The following is a 20,222-nucleotide window of genomic DNA, read 5'->3' on the forward strand; positions in this document are numbered from 1 at the left end:
TTGATTTATTAACTTGTCGGCCACTATAGTTCGATCCCATCCACCCGACAAGAGTGGTTCACCTGCCAGCCGCGCAGCACGGGGCCGACAGGAATCTGCCATCCCACAACCCGGAGACAACGCCATGCAACGCACCCCCGCCTTCGCGCTTTCTGCCCTTGCCCTCACCGGCGCCCTGGCCTGTGGCCTGGCCCAGGCACAAGCATCCGAACCCGTGATCGGCCTCATCACCAAGACCGAGACCAACCCCTTCTTCGTGAAGATGAAAGAGGGCGCTACGGCCGAGGCCAAGAAGCTGGGCGCCAAGCTGGTGTCGGCCGCAGGCAAGACCGATGGCGACAACGCGGGTCAGGTCACGGCCATGGAGAACCTGATCGCCGCCGGTGCCAAGACCATCCTCATCACCCCCAGCGACGCCAAGGCCATCGTGCCCGCGATCAAGAAGGCGCAGGCGCGCGGCGTGATGGTGATTGCGCTCGACAGTCCCACCGAGCCCATGGATGCGACCGACGCGCTGTTTGCCACCGACAACTACAAGGCGGGCGAGCTGATCGGCCAGTACGCGAAGGCCGCCGCTGCGGGCAAGAAGCCCGTGATTGCCACGCTGGACCTGTTCCCCGGCCACCCGGTGGGCGCGCAGCGGCACAACGGCTTTCTGAAAGGCTTTGGCCTGCAGGCGAATGACGCCAAGAGCAATGAGCTGTCGCGCCCCGCCGAAGTGGTCTGCATGGCCGACAGCTTTGGCGACCGCGCCAAGGGCCAGACCGGCATGGAAAACTGCCTGCAGAAGAACCCCGACATCAACATCGTCTACACCATCAACGAGCCCGCCGCTGCCGGTGCCTACAACGCGCTCAAGGCCGCAGGCAAGGAGAAGAACGTGCTCATCGTCTCGGTGGACGGTGGCTGCGCGGGCATCGCCGACGTGGGCAAGGGTGTGATCGCCGCCACCAGCCAGCAGTACCCGCTGCGCATGGCCGCGATGGGCGTGGCGGCAGGCGTGGAATACGCCAAGACCGGCAAGAAGGTCAGCGGCTACACCGACACCGGCGTGACGCTGATCGCTGCCAAGCCCATGGCGGGCGTGGATAGCAAGGATGTGAAGACCGGCACCGACCTGTGCTGGGGCGCCAAGTAAGCCGCCTCTGCTGAATAGGCGCCAGGCAAGCTGCAACGTGCCTGCCTGAGCGCCACCTTTGTCCACCCGCACGGAGCCGCCATGTCCTCGACCGCTTCCAAACTACCGCCGCTGGCCACGCTGGGGCCGTTCATCGCGCTGATCCTGGCGTGCGCCTTTTTTGCCACGCAGAGCGAGCGTTTTCTGTCGGCGCAGAACTTCGCGCTGATCCTGCAGCAGGTCATGGTGGTGGCGGTCATCGCCATTGGCCAGACGCTCGTGATCCTCACCGCGGGCATCGATTTGTCGTGTGGCATGGTGATGGCGCTGGGCGGCATCGTGATGACCAAGATGGCGGCGGACTATGGCCTTTCGGCACCCGTGGCGATTGCCTGCGGCATGGCCGTGACCATGCTGTTCGGCCTGATCAACGGCCTCCTGGTCACGAAGATCAAGCTGCCGCCCTTCATCGTCACGCTGGGCACGCTCAACATCGCGTTTGCCGCCACGCAGCTGTATTCAGGCGCGCAGACCATCACCGACATCCCCGCTGGCATGACCGCGCTGGGCAACACCTTCCAGCTGGGGCAGACCGCCATCGTGTGGGGGGCTGTGCTCATGCTGGCCCTGTACCTCGTCACCTGGTTTGCGCTGCGCGAGACCGCGCCCGGACGCCATGTGTACGCCGTGGGCAACAGCCCCGAAGCCACGCGCCTTACCGGTATTGCCACCGACAAGGTGCTGCTGGGCGTGTATGTGCTGGCCGGCCTGTTCTACGGCATCGCGTCGGTGCTGTCGGTGGCTCGCACCGGCGCGGGCGACCCCAACGCGGGCCAGACCGAAAATCTCGACGCCATCAGCGCCGTGGTGCTGGGCGGCACCAGCCTGTTTGGCGGGCGCGGCGTCATCCTGGGCACGCTGGTGGGGGCGCTGATTGTGGGCGTGTTCCGCAACGGGCTCACGCTGATGGGCGTGTCGTCGGTCTACCAAATCTTGGTCACCGGCATCCTCGTGATCCTGGCCGTGGCCACTGACCAACTCTCGCGCAAAGGAGTGCGTTGATCATGACCACCTCCCCACACACAACGAACGCCCCGCTGGTCATGCAGGCCAAGGGCCTGGTCAAGCGCTATGGGCAGGTCACCGCGCTGGATTGCGCCGACTTTGAACTGCGCGCCGGTGAAATCCTGGCCGTGATCGGCGACAACGGCGCGGGCAAGTCGAGTCTCATCAAGGCGCTGTCGGGCGCCACCGTGCCCGACGAAGGCGAGATCCTGCTCGACGGCCAGCGCATCCAGTTCAAAAGCCCCATCGACGCACGCCGCGCGGGCATCGAAACCGTGTACCAGGACCTGGCCGTGGCCCCGGCCATGACCATTGCCGAAAACCTGTTCCTCGGCCGCGAACTGCGCCGCCCCGGACTGCTGGGCAGCGCGCTGCGCATGCTCGACAAGAAAAAGATGCTCGAAGAAAGCGTGGCCCGCATGGCCGAGCTGAAGGTCGGCATCCGCTCCATGACGCAGGCGGTGGAGACCCTCTCTGGCGGCCAGCGCCAGTGCGTGGCCGTGGCGCGCGCAGCAGCGTTTGCGCGCCATGTCGTCATCATGGACGAGCCCACCGCCGCATTGGGCGTGAAGGAAGGCAACATGGTGCTGGAGCTGATCCGCCGCGTGCGCGACAAAGGTCTGCCCGTCATTCTCATCAGCCACAACATGCCCCATGTGTTCGAGATTGCCGACCGCATCCACATCGCCCGCCTGGGCAAGCGCGCCGCCGTCGTCAACCCGAAGAAGATCAGCATGAGCGATACGGTGGCCGTGATGACGGGCGCCATGGCGGCCACCGACCTGCCTGCCGAATGCCTTGCCTGAAACGCCCCCATGCTGAAAAACATTGATCCCCTGCTGACCCCCGACCTGCTCAAGGTGCTGGCCGAGATGGGCCATGACGACGCCATTGTTTTGGCCGATGCCAATTTCACCGCCATGAGCCTGGGCGCGGGCAAGCCCGTGCTGCGCCTGCCCGGCATCGGCATGGCGCGCGCCGTGCAAGCGGTGGCCAGCGTGCTGCCATTGGCGCAAGACGTGCCGCACCCCGTGGCCTACATGCAGGTGGGCGGCACCGAGCCGCCGTACCGCTCGGCCCTGCAGCGCGAAACCATGGACGTGCTGGCACGCGAGGGCGTGGCCAGCGCGCAGGCAGAAGGCGTGGAGCGTTTCGCGTTCTACGAGCGCGTCAAAAAGGCCTATGCCATCGTGGTGACGGGCGAGCTGCAGCCCTGGGGCAACTTCCTGCTGCGCAAGGGCGTCATCGGCGACACTCTGAACGCCTGATCGTTTCATCACCATGCTGGACACCGACGCATCCCTACCCGCCGTTGACAACGCTGCCGCCAGCCCCGCGCTGCTGCGCCAGCGCGGCTCCAACCACGTGGGGCTGCGCCAGTTCAACGAGCGCGTGGTGCTGCAGGCATTGCGCACCCATGGCAGCCTGGCCAAGGCCGAGATGGCGCGGGTCACGGGCCTCACGGCGCAGACCATCGGACTCATCACCGCCCGGCTGGACGAAGACCAGTTGCTGCGCCGCGAAGCGCCCGTGCGCGGCCGCGTGGGCCAGCCCTCGGTGCCGATTGGCCTGAACCCCGACGGCGCCTTTGCCATCGGCATCAAGATCGGCCGCCGCAGTGCCGACTGGCTGCTGGTGGACTTCACCGGCCATGTGCGCGAGCGCATCGTGCTCGACTACGCCTTCCCCGACATCGATGTGCTGTTGCCCGCCATCCGCACGCACCTGAACCAGCTGCTCGACGGCCTGGGCCCGCTGCGCTCGCGCGTGGTGGGCGTGGGCGTGGCAGCGCCGTTCCAGCTCGGCGGCTGGCACCGCATGCTGGGGCTCACCGAGGCCCAGTCCGAAGCCTGGAACAACATCGACCTGGCCGAGAAGGTGCAGCAGATGACCGAGCTGCCCGTGAGTTTTGCCAAGGACACCTCCGCCGCCTGCGTCGCCGAGCTGCTGCAGGGGCGGGGACGCGACATCCCGAGTTTTCTGTACCTGTTCATGGACACCTTTGTGGGTGGCGGGCTGGTCATCAACTCGCACCTGCATCGCGGTCTGCATGGCAACGCAGGTGCGGTGGCTTCGCTGCCGCTGTCACCCGCCCAGCCGGGCCAGGCGCCCGCGCAGCTCATCAGCCAGGCCTCGCTGTGGGAGCTGGAGCAGCGCTTTCGCGAACACGGCCTCGACCCCATGGCCGCCTACGACAAACGTGTGCTGCAGGCCCCGTGGCTGGAACACAGCCGGGGCTGGATTGCGCGCGCTGCGGTGGGCCTGGCGCACTGCATCGTCTCGGCCACCGCGTTTTTGGATCTGGACGCCGTGGTGGTCGATGGCGCTGCGGCCCCCGAGCTGCTGCAGGCCCTGTGCGAGAGCGCCCGCCACGCGCTGGCCGACTACAACTGGGAAGGCCTGCACCAGCCCCCCCGGCTGGAGCTGGGCACCATGGGCTCGGACGCCCGCGCGCTGGGCGGGGCGCTGCTGCCGCTGCATGCGTGTTTTGCGCCGGATACGGACATCTTCCTCAAGGCCTGATGGTCGTGCTATTGAAACAATAGCTATCACGGCATATTCCACTAGCGCAGGTGGCGTTTTCAGTCAAAACTGCTTCCTGGAGGTCTTGCGTACACTGTGCCCTCCTGGGAGCGCTGGCCCAGTTGCGTCGATCAGCCAGGGGCTGTGGCGACTGCGCCCTGTTGCCTGCTGCGCTTGCTTCGCTGACAGTTAGCGCCCCGCCAGGATCGCCCGCGCCACTTCGGCAAACCCCGCGCCCCGTTCGCCCTGCGTCACATAGCGTGGCAGATGTGTGAGCTGCGGCACAAACCGCGCGATATTGGCCACGCCCACGCTGTGGTTGAAGTGCTGGAACATCGCCTGGTCATTGCCCGAGTCGCCCACAAACACCCAGCGGTCCAGCTCCTGCGCCAGGTCGCGGCCCAGCAGCTCGCGCACGATCCAGTTGGCACCCTGCCATTTGTTGAAATCCCCAAAGCAGCCATGGATGTGGATGCTGCTCACGGTGGTCTGCATGCCAGCGTGCTGCAGCACAGCCAGCACCTGCTCCACGGTGTCGGGCGCGTGCCGGTCGAACTCTGCGTAATCAAAGGCCAGGTCCGTCTCACGCCCGGCGCTGTCGCGGCTGAGGACGACGCCTGGCACTTCCGCAGCGACCTGGGCGGCGATCTCACGCATGCGCGCCTGGTTGGCACTGCGCGTGGCGGCGTCTTGCTGGTAGCGCTTGACCAGCGTTGGTTGAGTGCCAGAGCTGCGGGTAAATGCCACGGCACCGTTCTCTGCCACCATGGCATCGACAGGCCAGGTCGAACCGGCAGGCCCCGCCATGAAAGGCTCGCACCAGCCAATCGGCCGCCCGGTGATGGGAATGACCACCAGGCCCGCCGCCTTCAGGTCAGCCAGCGCCTGCAGTGCGTCGGGCGTGATGGCGCCCTCGGTGGTCAGGGTGTCGTCGATGTCGGTGAACAGACCTGCGAGATTGGCCGGTGGAATCCAGGCACTCAGTGGCAACAAGGGGGGGCAAGAAGGCATGGTGTGGCGGGTTGGGTGTTGGCGGATGTCATGGCGGCTTGGTGCTTGGGCTCACCCCTCCGGGTGAACGGAAGGAGATCCGTTGTCAGCGAGGGCTTTGGGCCGGTTGCATGCGCGTTGGGTTGTGCCATTTCTCCGCGAGTTTGTCGGTGGATATGGGGACCATGTGGCCGCCACTGAATTCGAAAAACTGCAAGGTATCCAAGGCGATGGAGTCCGCGCTCGGGCTCTTCTCGTCCACGACCCGCAGGTCGCCCGGCTGAGGATTTGGCACAAAGAGGTCGGCGGTTTGTCTGGCCCGGGTCAGCACAAAGCGCTTGTATCCCTCATCGGTGCCACCGAATTCTGGGGCGACGAAGATGCCCTGCCGTGCTTTGTCCAGCGACAGCGCAAAACGGTACAGCGTGTCCCAATAGGCCAGATTGGGCCCCAGCACCTGTTTCTCCTGCGCATGCACGCCCGCAAGAACAGCAACGAGCACCCCGCTGGAGAGCGTTGCAGCCATGGGGCGCAGCCCCTGGGGCCAGACGGCTGCCAGACAGGCCGAGAACGCAATCCATGGCACAAACAGGTAGCGGTCCGGGCTGTGGATGCCTGGAAAGGCTGTGAGTGGTACCAGCGGCAACAAGACGATGCCAAAGGATACGAGGAGCATGGGCCCGTTCAACCGCCGTTTCACGGCAGCGATACACAGCAGGCCAAAGAATGCGAGTGCAAGAAGGTTGCCTGGGGGCTTGGAGCCCAGGAGCAGCTTGGGAACCTTGAGCAGCTGGCGCAAGGCCTCGCTGGCCTCAAAAATCCCCTGGCTGTAGCCCCCCATGAGACGCCCCAGCAGCAGATAGCGCCATCCCACATAGGCGAGCGCAATCAGCACGAACGGGATCAGTGCGTGCATCCGTTGCCGCAGCCCGCCCACGGGCAGGAAGGGCAAGAGAATGACCAGGGGTACGTAGACTTCTTTGCACGCGGTCGCTAGCAGGTAGGCAAGGGTGGATAGCCCCAGCCAATATTCGCGCCCGCCCTGCAGATGCCGGGTCCAGCCCAGGATCGACAGCATGGCGAACAGAAAGCCGGTCGCATAGTGCCCATGCATCAGGCCCGCTGCAATGTGGGCTGTGGGCTTGCCAAGCAGCAGTGCGACGGCACCGACCAGTGCAGGCAGGGGCGCCAGCCACTGCCGCAACACGGCGTAGAACAGCACTGAACCCAGCGCCATCACGAACAGCAAATGTGCGTAGTGGCCAGCCGGGGCCATGCCGAACAAGCTCAGATTGATATCGTAGAACAGCAGGTTCCATGGCGCCACGTTGGCGCTGGAGTGCCCTTGGGCAACGAGGGGCTCGAAGAAATATTGCCAGGGCGCATATTGCGCCGCGTAACTCAGGTGCGCGCCGTCATCCCAGCGCCAAAAACCCTGGAGTGACTGGCCGTGTGCAAGCAGGGTGATCACTGACACAAGCAGCGTCACGCTGAGATACTCGACCCCGGGGTGGCGGTCGATCTTTTCGCGCAGTGCGAGGCGGCCGGTCGTCAGTGCTTGAACGTCCATCGCCAATGCAGGAGGAACGTGAGCGCCGGAAGTGCGACAAAAACCATCCCGAGCCCCACCAGGTAATGCCAGCCCGCCCAGGCAGCCAGCCCGCTGACCAGCACGGTGATGGCCAGCCCGGCCAAGGACACGAGGAGAAAGCGCCCGTATTGCCCTAGCGACGCCGCCGTCTTGAAATTCCATCGGCGGTTGGCCCAATAGGAAAAGATGTTGGCGGCCATGAATGCTATGGCGTTAGCCAGGGAGGGGTGAGCGCCCAGGCGCTCCACAAACAGCACAACGATGGCCGTATGGATCAACGTATTGATGACACCGATGCCAGAGAACTTGGCAATCTTGCTCGATAGGGAATCAGGTGCGATCCGGAAAGTCATAAAGTTCGCGAACAATGTAGATGGGTCGCTGCTTCACTTCCCCATAGATGCGGCCGATGTATTCGCCAAGCACGCCCAGCCCGGCGAGCTGGAGTCCGCCGAGAAAGAGAACGGATGTGATCAGCGAAGCGTAGCCAGGCACGTCGCGCCCGAAGATCAAGGTTTTGAGCAACAGAAAGATGGCATAAACCAGGGCGAAGGCCGCAATGGTGGACCCGATGTAGGTCCAGATGCGAAGCGGGACCGTGGAGAAGGAGGTGATACCTTCCAGCGCAAAATTCCACAAACGCCACCCTGAGAAATTGCTCGCGCCGGCAAACCGGGGCTCGCAGACAAAAGTGACCGTCGTTTGCCGAAAGCCGGCCCACGCGAACAGACCCTTCATGAAGCGGCGGCGTTCCGGCAGTCTTTTCAGGGCTTCGATGACCTTGCGGTCCATGAGTCGGAAATCGCCGACATCGGCGGGAATATCGACTTCGGAAATCTTGTTCTGCAGGCGGTAAAACCATCCGGCGGTTGTGCGCCGCGCCCAGTGTTCCTCCTCGCGGCTTTGCCGTTTCGCCAGGACTACCTCGAAGCCCTCGCGCCAGTGGCGCACCATGTCCGGGATCACTTCGGGCGGGTGCTGGAGGTCAGCATCCATGGGGATGACGACGTCGCCCCTTGCCAGCTCTATGCCGCAGGTGAGGGCCGCCTCCTTGCCGAAGTTTCGTGACAGGTCGGCGATGCGAATGTGAGGATTGCGCTCCCTTGCCAGCAGTAATTGCGGCAGGGTGTCATCGCTGCTACCGTCGTTGATGCATAGGATTTCGTAAGTGTCCGCAACGGACTCCAGAACGGGAACCAGTCGCGCAAAAAATGCAGCGAGATTTCCAGCCTCGTTTTTCATCGGGCAGATGATCGTCAGCGAGGAAGGACGAGGCTTCAGGGGTGGCTGTTCCATGGTCGAAGGCTGGGTGATTCATTTCTGCATGAGGAAAATCCGAGGGGCTGAGTGCACAAGAATGTTGTGCCTTGTGCGGACTATGCTCCCTGCAAAGCCAGCCCCGCATGCTCCCGCAGAGGATGGAAATGGATCTTCGGAAACCGCTCCTGCGCCAGCCGCACGTCGTAGGGCGAGGTGCAAAGGTACGCCAGTGTGTCGGCCGCGTCGTGCGCCAGGCGCAGCGGGTAGGCGTCGGTGAACGCGCGCAGGTCGGCGGCATTGTCGGCCGTGATCCAACGCGCGCCCGTGTACTGGCAGCCCTCCAGCCGCACATCGGCGTCGTACTCGGCCTTCAGGCGGTGCTGCACCACTTCGAACTGCAGCTGGCCCACGGCGCCCAGCAGCATGTTGCCGCCGGCATCGGGCTTGAAGACCTGGATCGCGCCTTCCTCGCCCAGCTGGGCCAGGCCCTGCTGGAGTTGCTTGGTGCGCAGCGGGTTCTTGAGCACGACGGTCATGAACATCTCGGGTGCGAAGAACGGCAGGCCAGTGAACTGCAGGTTGGCGCCGTCGGTGATGGTGTCGCCCAGCTGCACGCCGCCGTGCGTGGTAAAGCCGATGATGTCGCCTGCATAAGCTTCTTCGACGGCCTCGCGGCGCTGGGACATGAAGGTCACGACCGAGGTGGGACGCAGTTCCTTGGCGGTGCGCTGCACCTTGAGCTTCATGCCCGGCGTGTACTTGCCGCTCGCCACGCGCACGAAGGCGATGCGGTCGCGGTGGTTGGCGTCCATGTTGGCTTGCACCTTGAACACCACGCCAGCAAAGCCTTCGTCTTCGGGCTGGATGGTCTTGACCACGGGCTGTTTGTTGACTTCGAGCGTGCTCACGCGCGGGCCGGGTGGCGGTGCCATGTCCACCAGTGCGTCCAGCACCTCCATCACCCCGAAGTTGTTCACGCCGGAGCCAAAGAACACGGGGGTCAGCTTGCCGGCCAGGAAGGCCTCGTGGTCCCATGCGGGGGATGCGCCCACGGCCAGTTCCATGCTCTCCAGCGCGGCGTCAAACTCGGCGCCGAAGCGCGCGCGCAGCGTGGTTTCATCCGACAGAGGTATGGATTCAAAGTCCTGCGGGCGGCGTTCGCTGCCGGACTCGAACACCGTCATGGTCTTGGTGCGCAGGTTGATGATGCCGCCGAAGGCCTTGCCCTGGCCTACGGGCCAGGTCATGGGGCAGCAGGGCATGCCCAGCTCGCGCTCCACTTCGTCCATGATGTCCAGCGGGTCCCGCACTTCGCGGTCCATCTTGTTGACGAAGGTAATGATGGGCGTGTCGCGCTGGCGGCAGACTTCGATCAGGCGGCGGGTTTGTGCTTCCACACCGTTGGCGGCGTCGATCACCATCAGCGCCGAATCGACGGCGGTGAGCACACGGTAGGTATCTTCCGAGAAGTCCTTGTGGCCGGGCGTATCCAGCAGGTTGATGACATGCTCGCGGTAGAGCATCTGCATGACCGACGAGGCCACCGAGATGCCGCGCTGCTTTTCAATTTCCATCCAGTCGGAGGTGGCGTGGCGGCTGGCCTTGCGGCCCTTCACGGCGCCGGCGATCTGGATCGCGCCAGAGAACAGCAGCAGCTTTTCCGTCAGCGTCGTTTTACCGGCGTCGGGGTGGGAAATGATGGCAAAGGTGCGGCGGCGCCGGGTTTCTGGGGCGTAGGACACAAGGGTTCCTGAGTGGGATGGAGCGGGGCAGCGTGCCCTGCACAAGAATCTGGGGGCGGGGCCTGCGGGGAGGCCACGAGGTCTGCGGTCGCGGGATTTTACTGTTCCGTGCAAGGCTGGGGGATGGATTGCCCCGCTGGCGTAGCGCCGGGCGAGCACTTGCTTTTATAATCCGCCGATCCGAGGAGCGTTGCAGCGTCCCCAGCACAGGCGGGGCGTGAGGCTCGGAGTCATCTAGCAACGACGCTCATCCACTTCGCGTGCGGTGAGTCGTATCGACCATCCCCTTCGCGCAGTGGCTTTTCAAACATGCTTTGGAGCACACCATCATGAACGCACGCGTCAACGCCCCGGTCAACACCGACTGCATCATTGCCGACATCGGCCTGGCCGAATGGGGCCGCAAAGAGATCCGCATCGCCGAAACGGAAATGCCCGGCCTCATGGCCATCCGCGAAGAATTCGCCGCCAAGCAGCCGCTCAAGGGCGCGCGCATCACCGGCTCGTTGCACATGACGATCCAGACCGCCGTGCTGATCGAAACCCTGCAGGCGCTGGGTGCACAAGTGCGCTGGGCATCGTGCAACATCTTCTCCACACAAGACCACGCCGCTGCCGCGATTGCTGCCGCTGGCACGCCCGTGTTCGCCATCAAGGGCGAAACCCTGGCGGAATACTGGGACTACACCCACCGCATCTTTGACTTCGGCGCTGCCGGCACCGAGGGCGAAGGCCCCAATCTGATCCTGGACGACGGCGGTGATGCCACGCTGCTGATGCATCTGGGCAAGCGCGCCGAAAAGGACGCATCGCTGATCGCCAACCCCACCAGCGAAGAAGAAACCTGCCTGTTCGCCTCCATCAAGGCCAAGCTGGCGCAAGACCCGACCTGGTACAGCCGCAAGAGCGCCCAGATCATCGGCGTGACCGAAGAAACCACCACGGGCGTGCACCGCCTGAAGGAAATGTCGGCCAAGGGCTCGCTGATGTTCCGCGCCATCAACGTGAACGACTCGGTGACCAAGTCCAAGTTCGACAACCTGTATGGCTGCCGTGAGTCGCTGGTGGACGGCATCAAGCGCGCCACCGACGTGATGATCGCCGGCAAGGTGGCCGTGGTGGCGGGCTACGGCGACGTGGGCAAGGGCTCTGCCCAGGCGCTGCGCGCCCTGAGCGCCCAGGTGTGGGTGACCGAGATCGACCCCATCAACGCCCTGCAGGCCGCAATGGAAGGCTACAAGGTCGTGACCATGGAATACGCTGCCGACAAGGCCGACATCTTCGTGACCACCACCGGCAACAAGGACGTGATCCGCCATGAGCACATGCTGGCCATGAAGGACCAGGCTATCGTCTGCAACATCGGCCACTTTGACAACGAAATCCAGGTCGCCACGCTGGAGCAATACCAGTGGGAAGAAATCAAGCCCCAGGTGGACCACGTGATCTTCCCGGACGGCAAGCGCATCATCCTGCTGGCCAAGGGCCGCCTGGTGAACCTGGGCTGCGGCACGGGCCACCCGAGCTTCGTGATGTCGTCGAGCTTCGCCAACCAGACCATCGCCCAGATCGAGCTGTTCACGCACAGCGACTACTACGAGAACGGCAAGGTCTACGTGTTGCCCAAGCACCTCGATGAGAAGGTGGCACGCTTGCACCTCAAGAAGGTGGGCGCCATGCTGACCGAGCTGAGCGATGAGCAGGCCGCCTACATTGGCGTGCCCAAGCAAGGCCCCTACAAGCCTGACACCTACCGCTACTGATCCCTGTGCAGCGCGCCCCGGCGACGGGGCGCGCGCACGGTGGTCTGGCGCCGTTGCTCGGAGCAATGTCTGATTGCTCTTTAATTGATAGCTGCTGGCGCATGATTCACTAGCGCTACCAGCCGATTTGACTCTAAAAGGATGGGCGCGATGCGCGCAGATGTATTTTTGGTGGAGCGTGGCCACGCTGCCACGCGCTCGCAGGCGCAGCGCCTGATTGCCTCGGGCGCGCAGTGGCGCCTGTCGCCGCTGGCGCCCTGGCAGAAGGTGGTGAAGAACGGCGACGACATTCCGTCAGTGGCCGAGGTGCAGCTGCTGGACGATGCAGAAGCCAAGTACATCTCGCGCGGCGGGCTCAAGCTGGAAGGCGCGCTCAAGGCGCTGGGCCTGTCGGTGGCTGGCCTGCGGTGCCTGGATGTCGGGCAGAGCACAGGCGGCTTTACCGACTGCCTGCTTCAGCAGGGCGCCGCCCAGGTGATTGGGGTGGACGTGGGCCACGCCCAGTTGCACGACCGGCTGCGCAGCGATCTGCGTGTGGTGTGTGTGGAGGGCGTCAATGCCCGCTCGCTCACGCCCGATGCGTTGGTGCAGGCTTGTGAGATGGCCTTGTCCGAAGTCATCGTGCCCGAAGAAGACAACGAGACCCAACCCGAGGCCCCCTACAGCTGGATGCGCAATGGCGGCTTGGTGGACGAGGCGTACGACGACAGCGACGACGCCAAGGACCAGGACATCGAGGCCTTCAAGTCCGAGCGCGCGCAGCGCGCCCAGGGAACGCTGCCGGTGGAGCGCCGCCGCCGGCCCGAGTGCGCCGATGTGGACATCACGCCCAGTTTTACGCTGGTGACCGGCGACCTGTCTTTCATCTCGCTCACCCTGGTGTTGCCTGCGTTGGTGCCGTTGCTGGCGCCCCAGAGCGACCTGGTCATGCTGGTCAAGCCGCAGTTCGAGCTGCAACCCGGGCAGGTGGGCAAGGGCGGTATCGTGCGCGACGAGTCCTTGTATGCGGTGGTGGAGCAGCGCATCCGCGATTGCTGCGCCGCGTTGGGCCTGGAGGTGTTGGCGTGGATTGATAGTCCCATCCAGGGCGGCGATGGCAACCGAGAATTTTTTGTACACGCAAGGAGAGCCGCATGAATGCAGCCCACGCGCAAGGCACCGGGTTCCCGGTGAGTTTCGAGTTTTTTCCGCCCAAGACGCCTGAAGGTGCCGACAAGCTGCGCGTGGCACGCCAGCAGCTGTATGCCCTGCACCCCGACTTCTGCTCGGTGACCTATGGCGCAGGGGGCTCCACGCAAGAAGGCACCTTCGGCACGGTGCGTGAGATCCTGTCCGAAGGCGTGGGTGCCGCCTCGCACTTTTCGTGCATCGGGGCCACGCGCCAGTCGGTGCGCGAGCAGCTGGCCACACTCAAGGCCATGGGCGTCAAGCGCCTGGTGGCGCTGCGCGGCGACCTGCCCAGCGGCTATGGCGCGGGTGGCGAGTTCCAGTACGCCAGCGATCTGGTGGCCTTCATCCGCGCCGAAACGGGCCACGACTTCCACCTTGAAGTGGCAGCCTACCCCGAGGTGCATCCCCAGGCCAGGTCGCCCGAGGCAGACCTGCAGGCCTATGTGACCAAGGTGCGTGCGGGCGCGGACTCCGCGATCACCCAGTACTTCTACAACAGCGACGCGTATTTCCGCTTCGTCGAAGACGCTCACCAGCTGGGTGCCGACGTACCGGTGGTTCCGGGCATCATGCCGATTTCCAGCTCCACGCAGCTGATGCGGTTTTCGGATGCCTGCGGTGCCGAGATTCCGCGCTGGATCCGCCTGCGGCTGCAGGCGTTTGGGGACGACACCGCCAGCATCAAGGCGTTTGGCCTGGATGTGGTGACCGACCTGTGCGACCAGCTGCGCAGTGCCGGTGTGCCCGCGCTGCACTTTTACACCATGAACCAAAGCGCCGCGACGCTGGAGATCTGTCGCCGGCTGGGGATCTGATGGCGGGGGGCACACAGCCTCCCGGGGCCCATCGCGGCGCTGCCCTGCGGGTGCTGCTGCGGCGAGCGGTGGGTCTGTGGCTGCTGTGCAGCGCCTGCGCCGCTGTTCAGGCCCAGGGGTTGCAAGCTGAGCCGGATGCGCTGGCCCCTAATCTCTTGTCCGTGCCGGGTGAGGCCATGCTGATCGATCCCCCGGCCAAACCGGAGCCGAACACTCCTGCCGGGTCGCCGCTCAGCCTGGAGGCGGATGAAGTGGGCCTTGCCTCATGGTACGGGGCGCAGTTCCACCGGCGGCGTACTGCCAGCGGGGAGCTGTTTGACATGCGAGCGCTCACGGCCGCGCACCCCACGCTGCCCTTTGGCTCACGCGTGTGCGTACGCAGCCAGGCCACAGGGCGCACGGTGATCGTGCGCATCAACGACCGTGGTCCACACACCCGCAACCGGGTGATTGATTTGAGCCGGGGCGCCGCCGAGGCGCTGGGTATGGTGGGCCTGGGGCTGAAGCCAGTGGAGCTGTTTGCCCTGCAGGACGACGACAAGGACTGCCCGGCGGCGCCCTGACGCCAGGCTTTTGGACAGGTTCTTAGGAGGCCGGTCAGCCGCCCGATTCGAGCGTGTGGGTGGCGTGTTTGTCCTGCGCCAGCAGCTCGGCCATCTGGGGCAAGGCGTCTTTGAGCGCGGCCTTCAATGTGTAGGGCGGGTTGATCAGGAACATGCCGCTGGCGGGCAGGCCTGGGCGCTTGGTGTCGCCCGTGACCGTTTCCGTGACCTTGCTCGATTTGACGGTGAGCGTGGCGTGCAGCCAGCTTTTGCCCGCCTTGGTGGCCAGCGTTTTCAGGCGGCGGGGCAGGTCGTGGGCTTCGGGGCGCGGAATGATGGGGTACCAGAACGCATAGGTGCCCGTGGCAAAACGCTTGAGCGAGTCGGCCGCCATGTCGAGCACCTTGGCGTAGTCGCTCTTGATTTCATAGCTGGGATCGCACAGCACCAGGGCGCGCCGGGCCGGTGGGGGTAGGAACTTTTTGATGCCCTCAAAGCCGTCCTCGTGCAGCACGGCCACCTGACGGCCTGCCTCCAGCTGGGCCACGTTGCCGGCCAGCGCGCGCAGGTCGGTGGGGTGCAGCTCAAACAGCTTGAGCTTGTCGTGGTCGCGCAGCAGGCGCTGGGTGATGAAGGGCGATCCGGGGTACACGCGCAGCGCCTTGCCCTGGTTGAAGGCGCCCACCATGTCCACATAGGCCTGCAGGGCGGGGGTGAGGGCGGGGGTGGTTGGCGCAAACAGCCGGGCCACGCCATCGGCGGCTTCGCCACTGGTGCTGGCATAGTCCCCGTCCAGCCGGTACAGGCCCGCGCCCGCATGGGTGTCCAGCACGGTCAGCGCCGCGTCTTTTTCGGTGAGATGTTGCAAGGCGGCAATCAGGACGGTGTGCTTGAGCACATCGGCATGGTTGCCTGCGTGGAAGGCGTGGCGATAACTGAACATGGCCCAATGGTAACGAGTGTGTTGTGCCAAGGGGGCTCCCATGTCCGGGCGCGGCACAATCGGGGGGCCGTGTGGTGGCGGGGGACGTGATGTTTTTGGCAGACAGGCCGCACTTTGTTAGCCATTTGTTGCCAAATCCGGCGCGGCCATGCTTCATGATCGCGCCTGCGGCGGGGTCAGCGTTTCGCCGTCGCCGTAGTTGCCTCATTGATTTGCATTTGAAATTGCCAGCCCGCCCCGTCCTCTGACCATGACCGCAAGCTCCAGCACAGCCCCCGCCAGTGGTGTCAGCCATATCGATGCGCTGCCCCCTGGCACCCGCCTGGCGGAGTTCGAGATCCTGGGGTTGCTGGGGGTGGGCGGGTTTGGCATGGTCTACAAGGCGTTTGACCATTCCCTGCACCGGGCGGTGGCCATCAAGGAGTACATGCCCTCGGCGCTGGCCGGACGCTCGCAAGGGCAGTCGCTCTGGGTGCGGTCCTCGTCCGACCAGCAGACCTTCCAGGCCGGGCTGGTCTCTTTTGTGGGCGAGGCCCGTCTGCTGGCGCAGTTTGACCACCCCTCTCTGGTCAAGGTGTTCCGCTTCTGGGAGGCCAACAACACAGCCTACATGGTCATGCCACTGTACTCGGGCATGACGTTCAAGCAAGCCCGTGCACAGATGCGCACCCCCCCACCCGAGGCCTGGCTGCGCAAGCTGCTGTGGTCGGTGCTGGATGCGCTGCGCGTGCTGCACGATGGCAACACGCTGCACCGCGACATTTCGCCCGATAACATTTTCCTGCAGGACAACGGTCCGCCGGTGCTGCTGGACCTGGGCGCCGCCCGGCACGCCATCAACGACCAGGACCGCAAGCACACGGCCGTGCTGAAGGTGAACTACGCCCCCATCGAGCAGTATTCCGACGGCGACGAGGAACTGCGCCAAGGCCCGTGGAGCGACTTGTACTCGCTGGCGGCGGTCATGCACGGGTGTCTGGCCAATGACACGCCTCTGCCCGCCACGCTGCGCTCCATCCGTGACCGCATGGTGTCGTTCTCCCGTATCGCCAAAACCGTCAAGCGGCAGTTTGGGGTGGAGTATTCAGCGCCTTTTGTCGCGGCGATTGCCCAATCGCTGGCCCTTCGGCCCGAGGACCGCCCACAGAGCATTGATGCCTTTCTCCAGACCATGGAGATGACCTCGGCGCCGGACGATGTGCAGCACTTCGACTTCCGGGCGGAGTTGGGCGACATCTGGGTGGAGCCCGCCGACCAGCCTGGCCCGGGTCTGGCCGCACCTACCGTGGACGTGACCTCCGCCCCCAAGATCGTGGCCGAGATGCAGGCACAGGCCCAGCGTGAGGACTTGGTGGCGGCGGCTCCCGCATCTGATGCCAGCCGCCCTGGCGATGATTTTGGTGGGGACACGGTCATGCTGGCTGGTCCTGACACCGTGGCGGCCGATGCTGGCGACACGGTGTTCATCGATGCCGGCGATACCGTGGTGGCCGACGACGATTCGCGCTTTGAGGACCTGCCACACCACCGTTCACCGGGCGCGGGCGGGTCGCGTGCAGCCGATCGGCGTTCTGCGCCTTTGGAGCGGGATGTAGTGCGCAGCAATGGCAAGCCGACCCCATCCCCACGGCGTTCCCCTTTGGTGGCGGGCATCGTGGTGGCGGCGTTGGTGGCTGTGGTGGCTGGCGCCGGTTGGCGCTGGAGCCAGGGCAGCAAGCCGCCCCGGGACGAGATCATTACGGAGATGGCCGAGCGGCCTGCCGCAGCGGCTGCTTCAGACGCAGCCCTGGTGGAGGTCAGCGCTCCGGCTGCTGCCGGGGGCGACGCGCAAGGTCTGAGCTCGGATGGCGCAGTGGCGTCAGCCAGCGCCGCCTCTGCGGCCGCACCTGCTCCTGCCTTTGTGGTTGCGTCTGCACCCAAACCGAGCCCCCGGGTGGCCAAGCGTGCAGGCGCAGAGCCCGCACCCACACCCATCGTGGTGCATGAAGAGCCTGTGCCGGCGCCGCCTCCGGTGGTGGCCGAGCCCAAGCCCCGCCCCGCGCCGCCGCCCCGTCTGCCCTCGCCGCAAGAGGTGTGCGCCGACGCCAACTTCCTGGCCCGCCCGATGTGTATTCACCAAGAATGCCAGAAACCGTCCCAGGCCAATCAAACTGTCTGCGTGGAAAACCGTCGCCGTTACGAGGCCGACGAGCAGCGCCGCCGCCAGACGCCGAACTGACCGGAGCAGGTGCCCCGAGGGCCGTGGCTGGGGTGCTCTTGCGCTAACGCATGGCTCTTTCGTATAATGGAAGGCTTCGCAGCGCTTTTGTGGTCCCGCGGCGAAGACTTTTTGCCACCTAAGAGGCTTCCTTCAGAGAAGCACCGACCGTGGAAAAGGACCCGCCAAACCCTCTTTTGAAGAGAAAACTCATGACAACTACTTTCAGCGCAAAGCCCGCTGAGGTCGTGCACGAGTGGTTTGTGATTGACGCGACCAACAAGGTCCTCGGACGAGTAGCCAGCGAAGTTGCTCTCCGTTTGCGCGGCAAACACAAGGCCATTTACACGCCTCACGTCGATACCGGTGACTTCATCGTCGTTATCAACGCAGCCCAACTCAAGGTCACCGGCACCAAGTCCCTGGACAAGGTGTACTACCGTCACTCGGGTTATCCCGGCGGTATCACGGCCACGAACTTCCGCGACATGCAAGCCAAGCACCCCGGCCGCGCGCTGGAAAAGGCTGTCAAGGGCATGCTGCCCAAGGGCCCCCTTGGCTACGCGATGATCAAGAAACTCAAGGTGTACGGTGGTGCTGAGCATCCCCACACCGCCCAGCAGCCCAAAGTGCTGGAAATCTAAGGAGCCTTGAGATGATTGGTGAATGGAACAATGGCACCGGCCGTCGCAAGTCCAGCGTCGCCCGCGTGTTTCTGAAAAAAGGCTCCGGCAAGATCACGGTGAACGGCAAGGACATCCAGTCCTACTTCGGCCGCGAAACCTCGATCATGATTGCCAAGCAACCCCTGGCGTTGACCAACCATGTCGAAACCTTCGACATCCAGATCAACGTGCACGGTGGTGGTGAATCCGGCCAGGCTGGCGCTGCCCGCCACGGTATCACCCGCGCCCTGATCGATTACGACGCATCCCTCAAGCCCGTCCTGAGCCAAGCTGGCTTCGTGACCCGCGATGCCCGTGAAGTCGAGCGTAAGAAGGTCGGTCTGCACTCCGCACGCCGCGCCAAGCAGTTCTCCAAGCGTTAAGCTGTGGCCCTGCCGGATGTTGCCTTGTGCAGCATCCACTGCAAGGCACTCCTCGCGGGTGCTTTACAGAGAAAAACCGCCTTCGGGCGGTTTTTTCGTTTATGGTGCGCTCTTTTCGTTTTTTGGGAAGGCCTTCCATGGTCCGCCTGTTGAGCCTATGCGCTTTCGCCTGCTTCGCCGTCGGTTGACCATCAGTGCCCCCCGGGTGGCCATCCGCAGCGCCTTGCCCTGGCCCTTTCGATGGCTGGCCCTGGCCGTGGTGATGGGTTTCTGCGCTGCCGTGGCGTTGTGGGCCTTTGAATTCGGCAAATCCATTGCCGGGATCGATACCGTTTCGCGTGACGAAGTGATCCAGATGAAGACGGAGATCAGCCGCCTGCGCGAAGAGGGCCAGGAGCGCCAGACGGTGGCATTGACCGCCGAGAGCCTGCTGGCCACCGAACGCGCTGCCAAGGAGAGCCTGATGGCCCAGGTGCGCCAGCTTGAAGCCGACAATCGCACGCTGCGCGAGGATCTGGGCTTCTTTGAAAAGCTGATCCCTGCGGCCAAGACCGATGGGCTGGCCATTCGCGCGCTGCAGGCTGAGGTGCTGGGCGGGATGCAGCTGCGTTGGCAGGTGCTGGTGATCCAGGCCGCCCGCAATGCGCCGGAGTTCAACGGGCGGCTGGAGTTTGTGCTGGCGGGCACTCTGGATGGCAAACCGTGGGCACAGACCCAGCCACCCCAAGGCCAGTCGCTGCAGGTCAAACAATACCGCCGCATCGAGGGCGTGCTCGATCTGCCGCCGCAGGCCGTGGTAAAAACCGTGACCGCGCGCGTGCTGGAGGGCGCCACCGTACGCACCAGCCAGACCATGGCCATCGAATAGTGCAGGGTGGACGGTGGATGCGCTGATCAGGTTTTAGCGCTCTCGCCCCGGCAATCCAGCCCCAGCTGCCACCCACAACCTGCCGCCTTGCTGGCACGAATTCCATCCCCAAGCGGGCCTTTGTAACCGCCTGGCACTTCAGGAGTCTTCCGACCATGTTCTCGCGTAAAAAGCAGCCACCCATCAAAAGCCTGGTGGCGCAGGGCACCAAGATCGAAGGCAATGTGCATTTTGCCGAGGGCATGCGCATTGACGGTGAAGTGGTCGGCGATATCCGGGCGGCGGCGGACCAGCCCAGCATCCTCGTGATTTCCGAGACGGCGCGGGTCGAGGGGGCGGTGCATGCCGACCATGTGATCATCAACGGCCAGGTGCTGGGCCCTGTGCATGCGGGAGAGCTGCTGGAGCTGCAGCCCAAGGCGCAGATCACGGGCAATGTGCATTACAAGGCCCTGGAGATGCACCAGGGCGCCGTGATCGCGGGGCAATTGATTCCAATGGCCGTGCTGGTGGAGGAAAAGCCCCCACTGAAGTTAGCGTCAAACAGCCAGTGACCTGAATTCCCGAGAGGTTTGCAGTAGTATTCCC

19 protein-coding genes and 1 riboswitch are annotated in these 20,222 nt (G+C 64.5%); of the genes, 14 read left to right on the plus strand and 5 right to left on the minus strand.

Going from position 1 to position 20,222, the window contains the following annotated elements; all coding sequences use genetic code 11:
* Positions 1–124: 124 nt before the first annotated feature.
* The 5 genes from ASD75_RS05240 (at position 125) to ASD75_RS05260 (ending at position 4,705) form a co-directional block, all read left to right on the plus strand.
* The gene (locus ASD75_RS05240; protein WP_015015733.1) at positions 125–1,138 is read left to right on the plus strand and encodes a sugar ABC transporter substrate-binding protein; all 1,014 of its coding nucleotides are present in this window, start codon (positions 125–127) and stop codon (positions 1,136–1,138) included.
* An 81-nt stretch (positions 1,139–1,219) separates the two neighbouring features.
* Positions 1,220–2,179, plus strand: a complete 960-nt coding sequence (locus ASD75_RS05245; protein WP_015015732.1) for an ABC transporter permease — start codon at positions 1,220–1,222, stop codon at positions 2,177–2,179.
* A gap of 2 nt (positions 2,180–2,181) precedes the next feature.
* The gene (locus ASD75_RS05250; RefSeq protein ID WP_056743821.1) at positions 2,182–2,988 is read left to right on the plus strand and encodes an ATP-binding cassette domain-containing protein; all 807 of its coding nucleotides are present in this window, start codon (positions 2,182–2,184) and stop codon (positions 2,986–2,988) included.
* 9 nt (positions 2,989–2,997) lie between these two features.
* Positions 2,998–3,450, plus strand: a complete 453-nt coding sequence (locus ASD75_RS05255) for an RbsD/FucU family protein (protein WP_056743823.1) — start codon at positions 2,998–3,000, stop codon at positions 3,448–3,450.
* A 13-nt stretch (positions 3,451–3,463) separates the two neighbouring features.
* The gene (locus ASD75_RS05260; protein ID WP_056743825.1) at positions 3,464–4,705 is read left to right on the plus strand and encodes an ROK family transcriptional regulator; all 1,242 of its coding nucleotides are present in this window, start codon (positions 3,464–3,466) and stop codon (positions 4,703–4,705) included.
* 189 nt (positions 4,706–4,894) lie between these two features.
* Here ASD75_RS05260 and ASD75_RS05265 read toward each other — a convergent pair whose 3' ends face one another.
* The 4 genes from ASD75_RS05265 to ASD75_RS05285 all read right to left on the minus strand — a co-directional run bounded on the left by ASD75_RS05265 (position 4,895) and on the right by ASD75_RS05285 (position 10,288).
* Positions 4,895–5,716: an HAD-IIB family hydrolase gene (locus ASD75_RS05265; RefSeq protein ID WP_200947565.1), complete on the minus strand. Its 822-nt coding sequence runs from the start codon at positions 5,714–5,716 to the stop codon at positions 4,895–4,897.
* A 1,530-nt stretch (positions 5,717–7,246) separates the two neighbouring features.
* Positions 7,247–7,639 carry a GtrA family protein gene (locus ASD75_RS24265; protein WP_056743831.1) on the minus strand — a complete coding sequence of 131 codons (393 nt, stop codon included), beginning with the start codon at positions 7,637–7,639 and terminating at the stop codon, positions 7,247–7,249.
* Complete coding sequence (locus ASD75_RS05280) at positions 7,617–8,582, minus strand: glycosyltransferase family 2 protein (RefSeq protein ID WP_192422255.1); 966 nt, start codon at positions 8,580–8,582, stop codon at positions 7,617–7,619. Before ASD75_RS05280 ends, ASD75_RS24265 begins: the two co-directional genes overlap by 23 nt.
* A gap of 80 nt (positions 8,583–8,662) precedes the next feature.
* The gene (locus ASD75_RS05285; RefSeq protein ID WP_056743833.1) at positions 8,663–10,288 is read right to left on the minus strand and encodes a peptide chain release factor 3; all 1,626 of its coding nucleotides are present in this window, start codon (positions 10,286–10,288) and stop codon (positions 8,663–8,665) included.
* 176 nt (positions 10,289–10,464) lie between these two features.
* Positions 10,465–10,544: riboswitch (S-adenosyl-L-homocysteine riboswitch) on the plus strand.
* Between the two features lie 73 nt (positions 10,545–10,617).
* On the opposite strand from ASD75_RS05285, the gene ahcY reads away from it, so the two are divergent.
* The 4 genes from ahcY (at position 10,618) to ASD75_RS05305 (ending at position 14,599) form a co-directional block, all read left to right on the plus strand.
* Entirely contained in the window at positions 10,618–12,051 is a 1,434-nt protein-coding gene (gene ahcY / locus ASD75_RS05290) for an adenosylhomocysteinase (RefSeq protein WP_056743912.1), read from the plus strand.
* Between the two features lie 150 nt (positions 12,052–12,201).
* Positions 12,202–13,188: a TlyA family RNA methyltransferase gene (locus ASD75_RS05295; protein WP_056743913.1), complete on the plus strand. Its 987-nt coding sequence runs from the start codon at positions 12,202–12,204 to the stop codon at positions 13,186–13,188.
* Positions 13,185–14,036, plus strand: a complete 852-nt coding sequence (metF, locus tag ASD75_RS05300) for a methylenetetrahydrofolate reductase [NAD(P)H] (protein WP_056743835.1) — start codon at positions 13,185–13,187, stop codon at positions 14,034–14,036. Before ASD75_RS05295 ends, metF begins: the two co-directional genes overlap by 4 nt.
* Before the next feature lie 176 nt (positions 14,037–14,212).
* On the plus strand, positions 14,213–14,599 hold the full coding sequence (locus tag ASD75_RS05305; protein WP_369817452.1) for a septal ring lytic transglycosylase RlpA family protein: 387 nt from the start codon (positions 14,213–14,215) through the stop codon (positions 14,597–14,599).
* Positions 14,600–14,633: 34 nt separating this feature from the next.
* Here the strand turns inward: ASD75_RS05305 and ASD75_RS05310 are convergent, their stop codons facing one another.
* Entirely contained in the window at positions 14,634–15,521 is an 888-nt protein-coding gene (locus ASD75_RS05310) for a 23S rRNA (adenine(2030)-N(6))-methyltransferase RlmJ (RefSeq protein ID WP_056743839.1), read from the minus strand.
* A gap of 250 nt (positions 15,522–15,771) precedes the next feature.
* Here ASD75_RS05310 and ASD75_RS05315 point away from each other — a divergent pair, with 250 nt between their 5' ends.
* From ASD75_RS05315 to ASD75_RS05335, 5 genes are all read left to right on the plus strand, one after another.
* Complete coding sequence (locus ASD75_RS05315; RefSeq protein WP_056743841.1) at positions 15,772–17,739, plus strand: serine/threonine-protein kinase; 1,968 nt, start codon at positions 15,772–15,774, stop codon at positions 17,737–17,739.
* Positions 17,740–17,930: 191 nt separating this feature from the next.
* Entirely contained in the window at positions 17,931–18,362 is a 432-nt protein-coding gene (gene rplM / locus ASD75_RS05320; protein WP_015015720.1) for a 50S ribosomal protein L13, read from the plus strand.
* Positions 18,363–18,373: 11 nt separating this feature from the next.
* Entirely contained in the window at positions 18,374–18,766 is a 393-nt protein-coding gene (rpsI, locus tag ASD75_RS05325) for a 30S ribosomal protein S9 (protein ID WP_005798582.1), read from the plus strand.
* Positions 18,767–18,923: 157 nt separating this feature from the next.
* Positions 18,924–19,634, plus strand: a complete 711-nt coding sequence (locus ASD75_RS05330; protein ID WP_056743844.1) for a DUF6776 family protein — start codon at positions 18,924–18,926, stop codon at positions 19,632–19,634.
* A 155-nt stretch (positions 19,635–19,789) separates the two neighbouring features.
* Positions 19,790–20,188 carry a polymer-forming cytoskeletal protein gene (locus ASD75_RS05335; RefSeq protein WP_056057955.1) on the plus strand — a complete coding sequence of 133 codons (399 nt, stop codon included), beginning with the start codon at positions 19,790–19,792 and terminating at the stop codon, positions 20,186–20,188.
* The last annotated feature ends 34 nt before the right edge of the window (positions 20,189–20,222 follow it).

Origin of the sequence: Acidovorax sp. Root568 (assembly GCF_001427445.1) — a bacterium.
GTDB lineage: Bacteria > Pseudomonadota > Gammaproteobacteria > Burkholderiales > Burkholderiaceae_C > Acidovorax > Acidovorax delafieldii.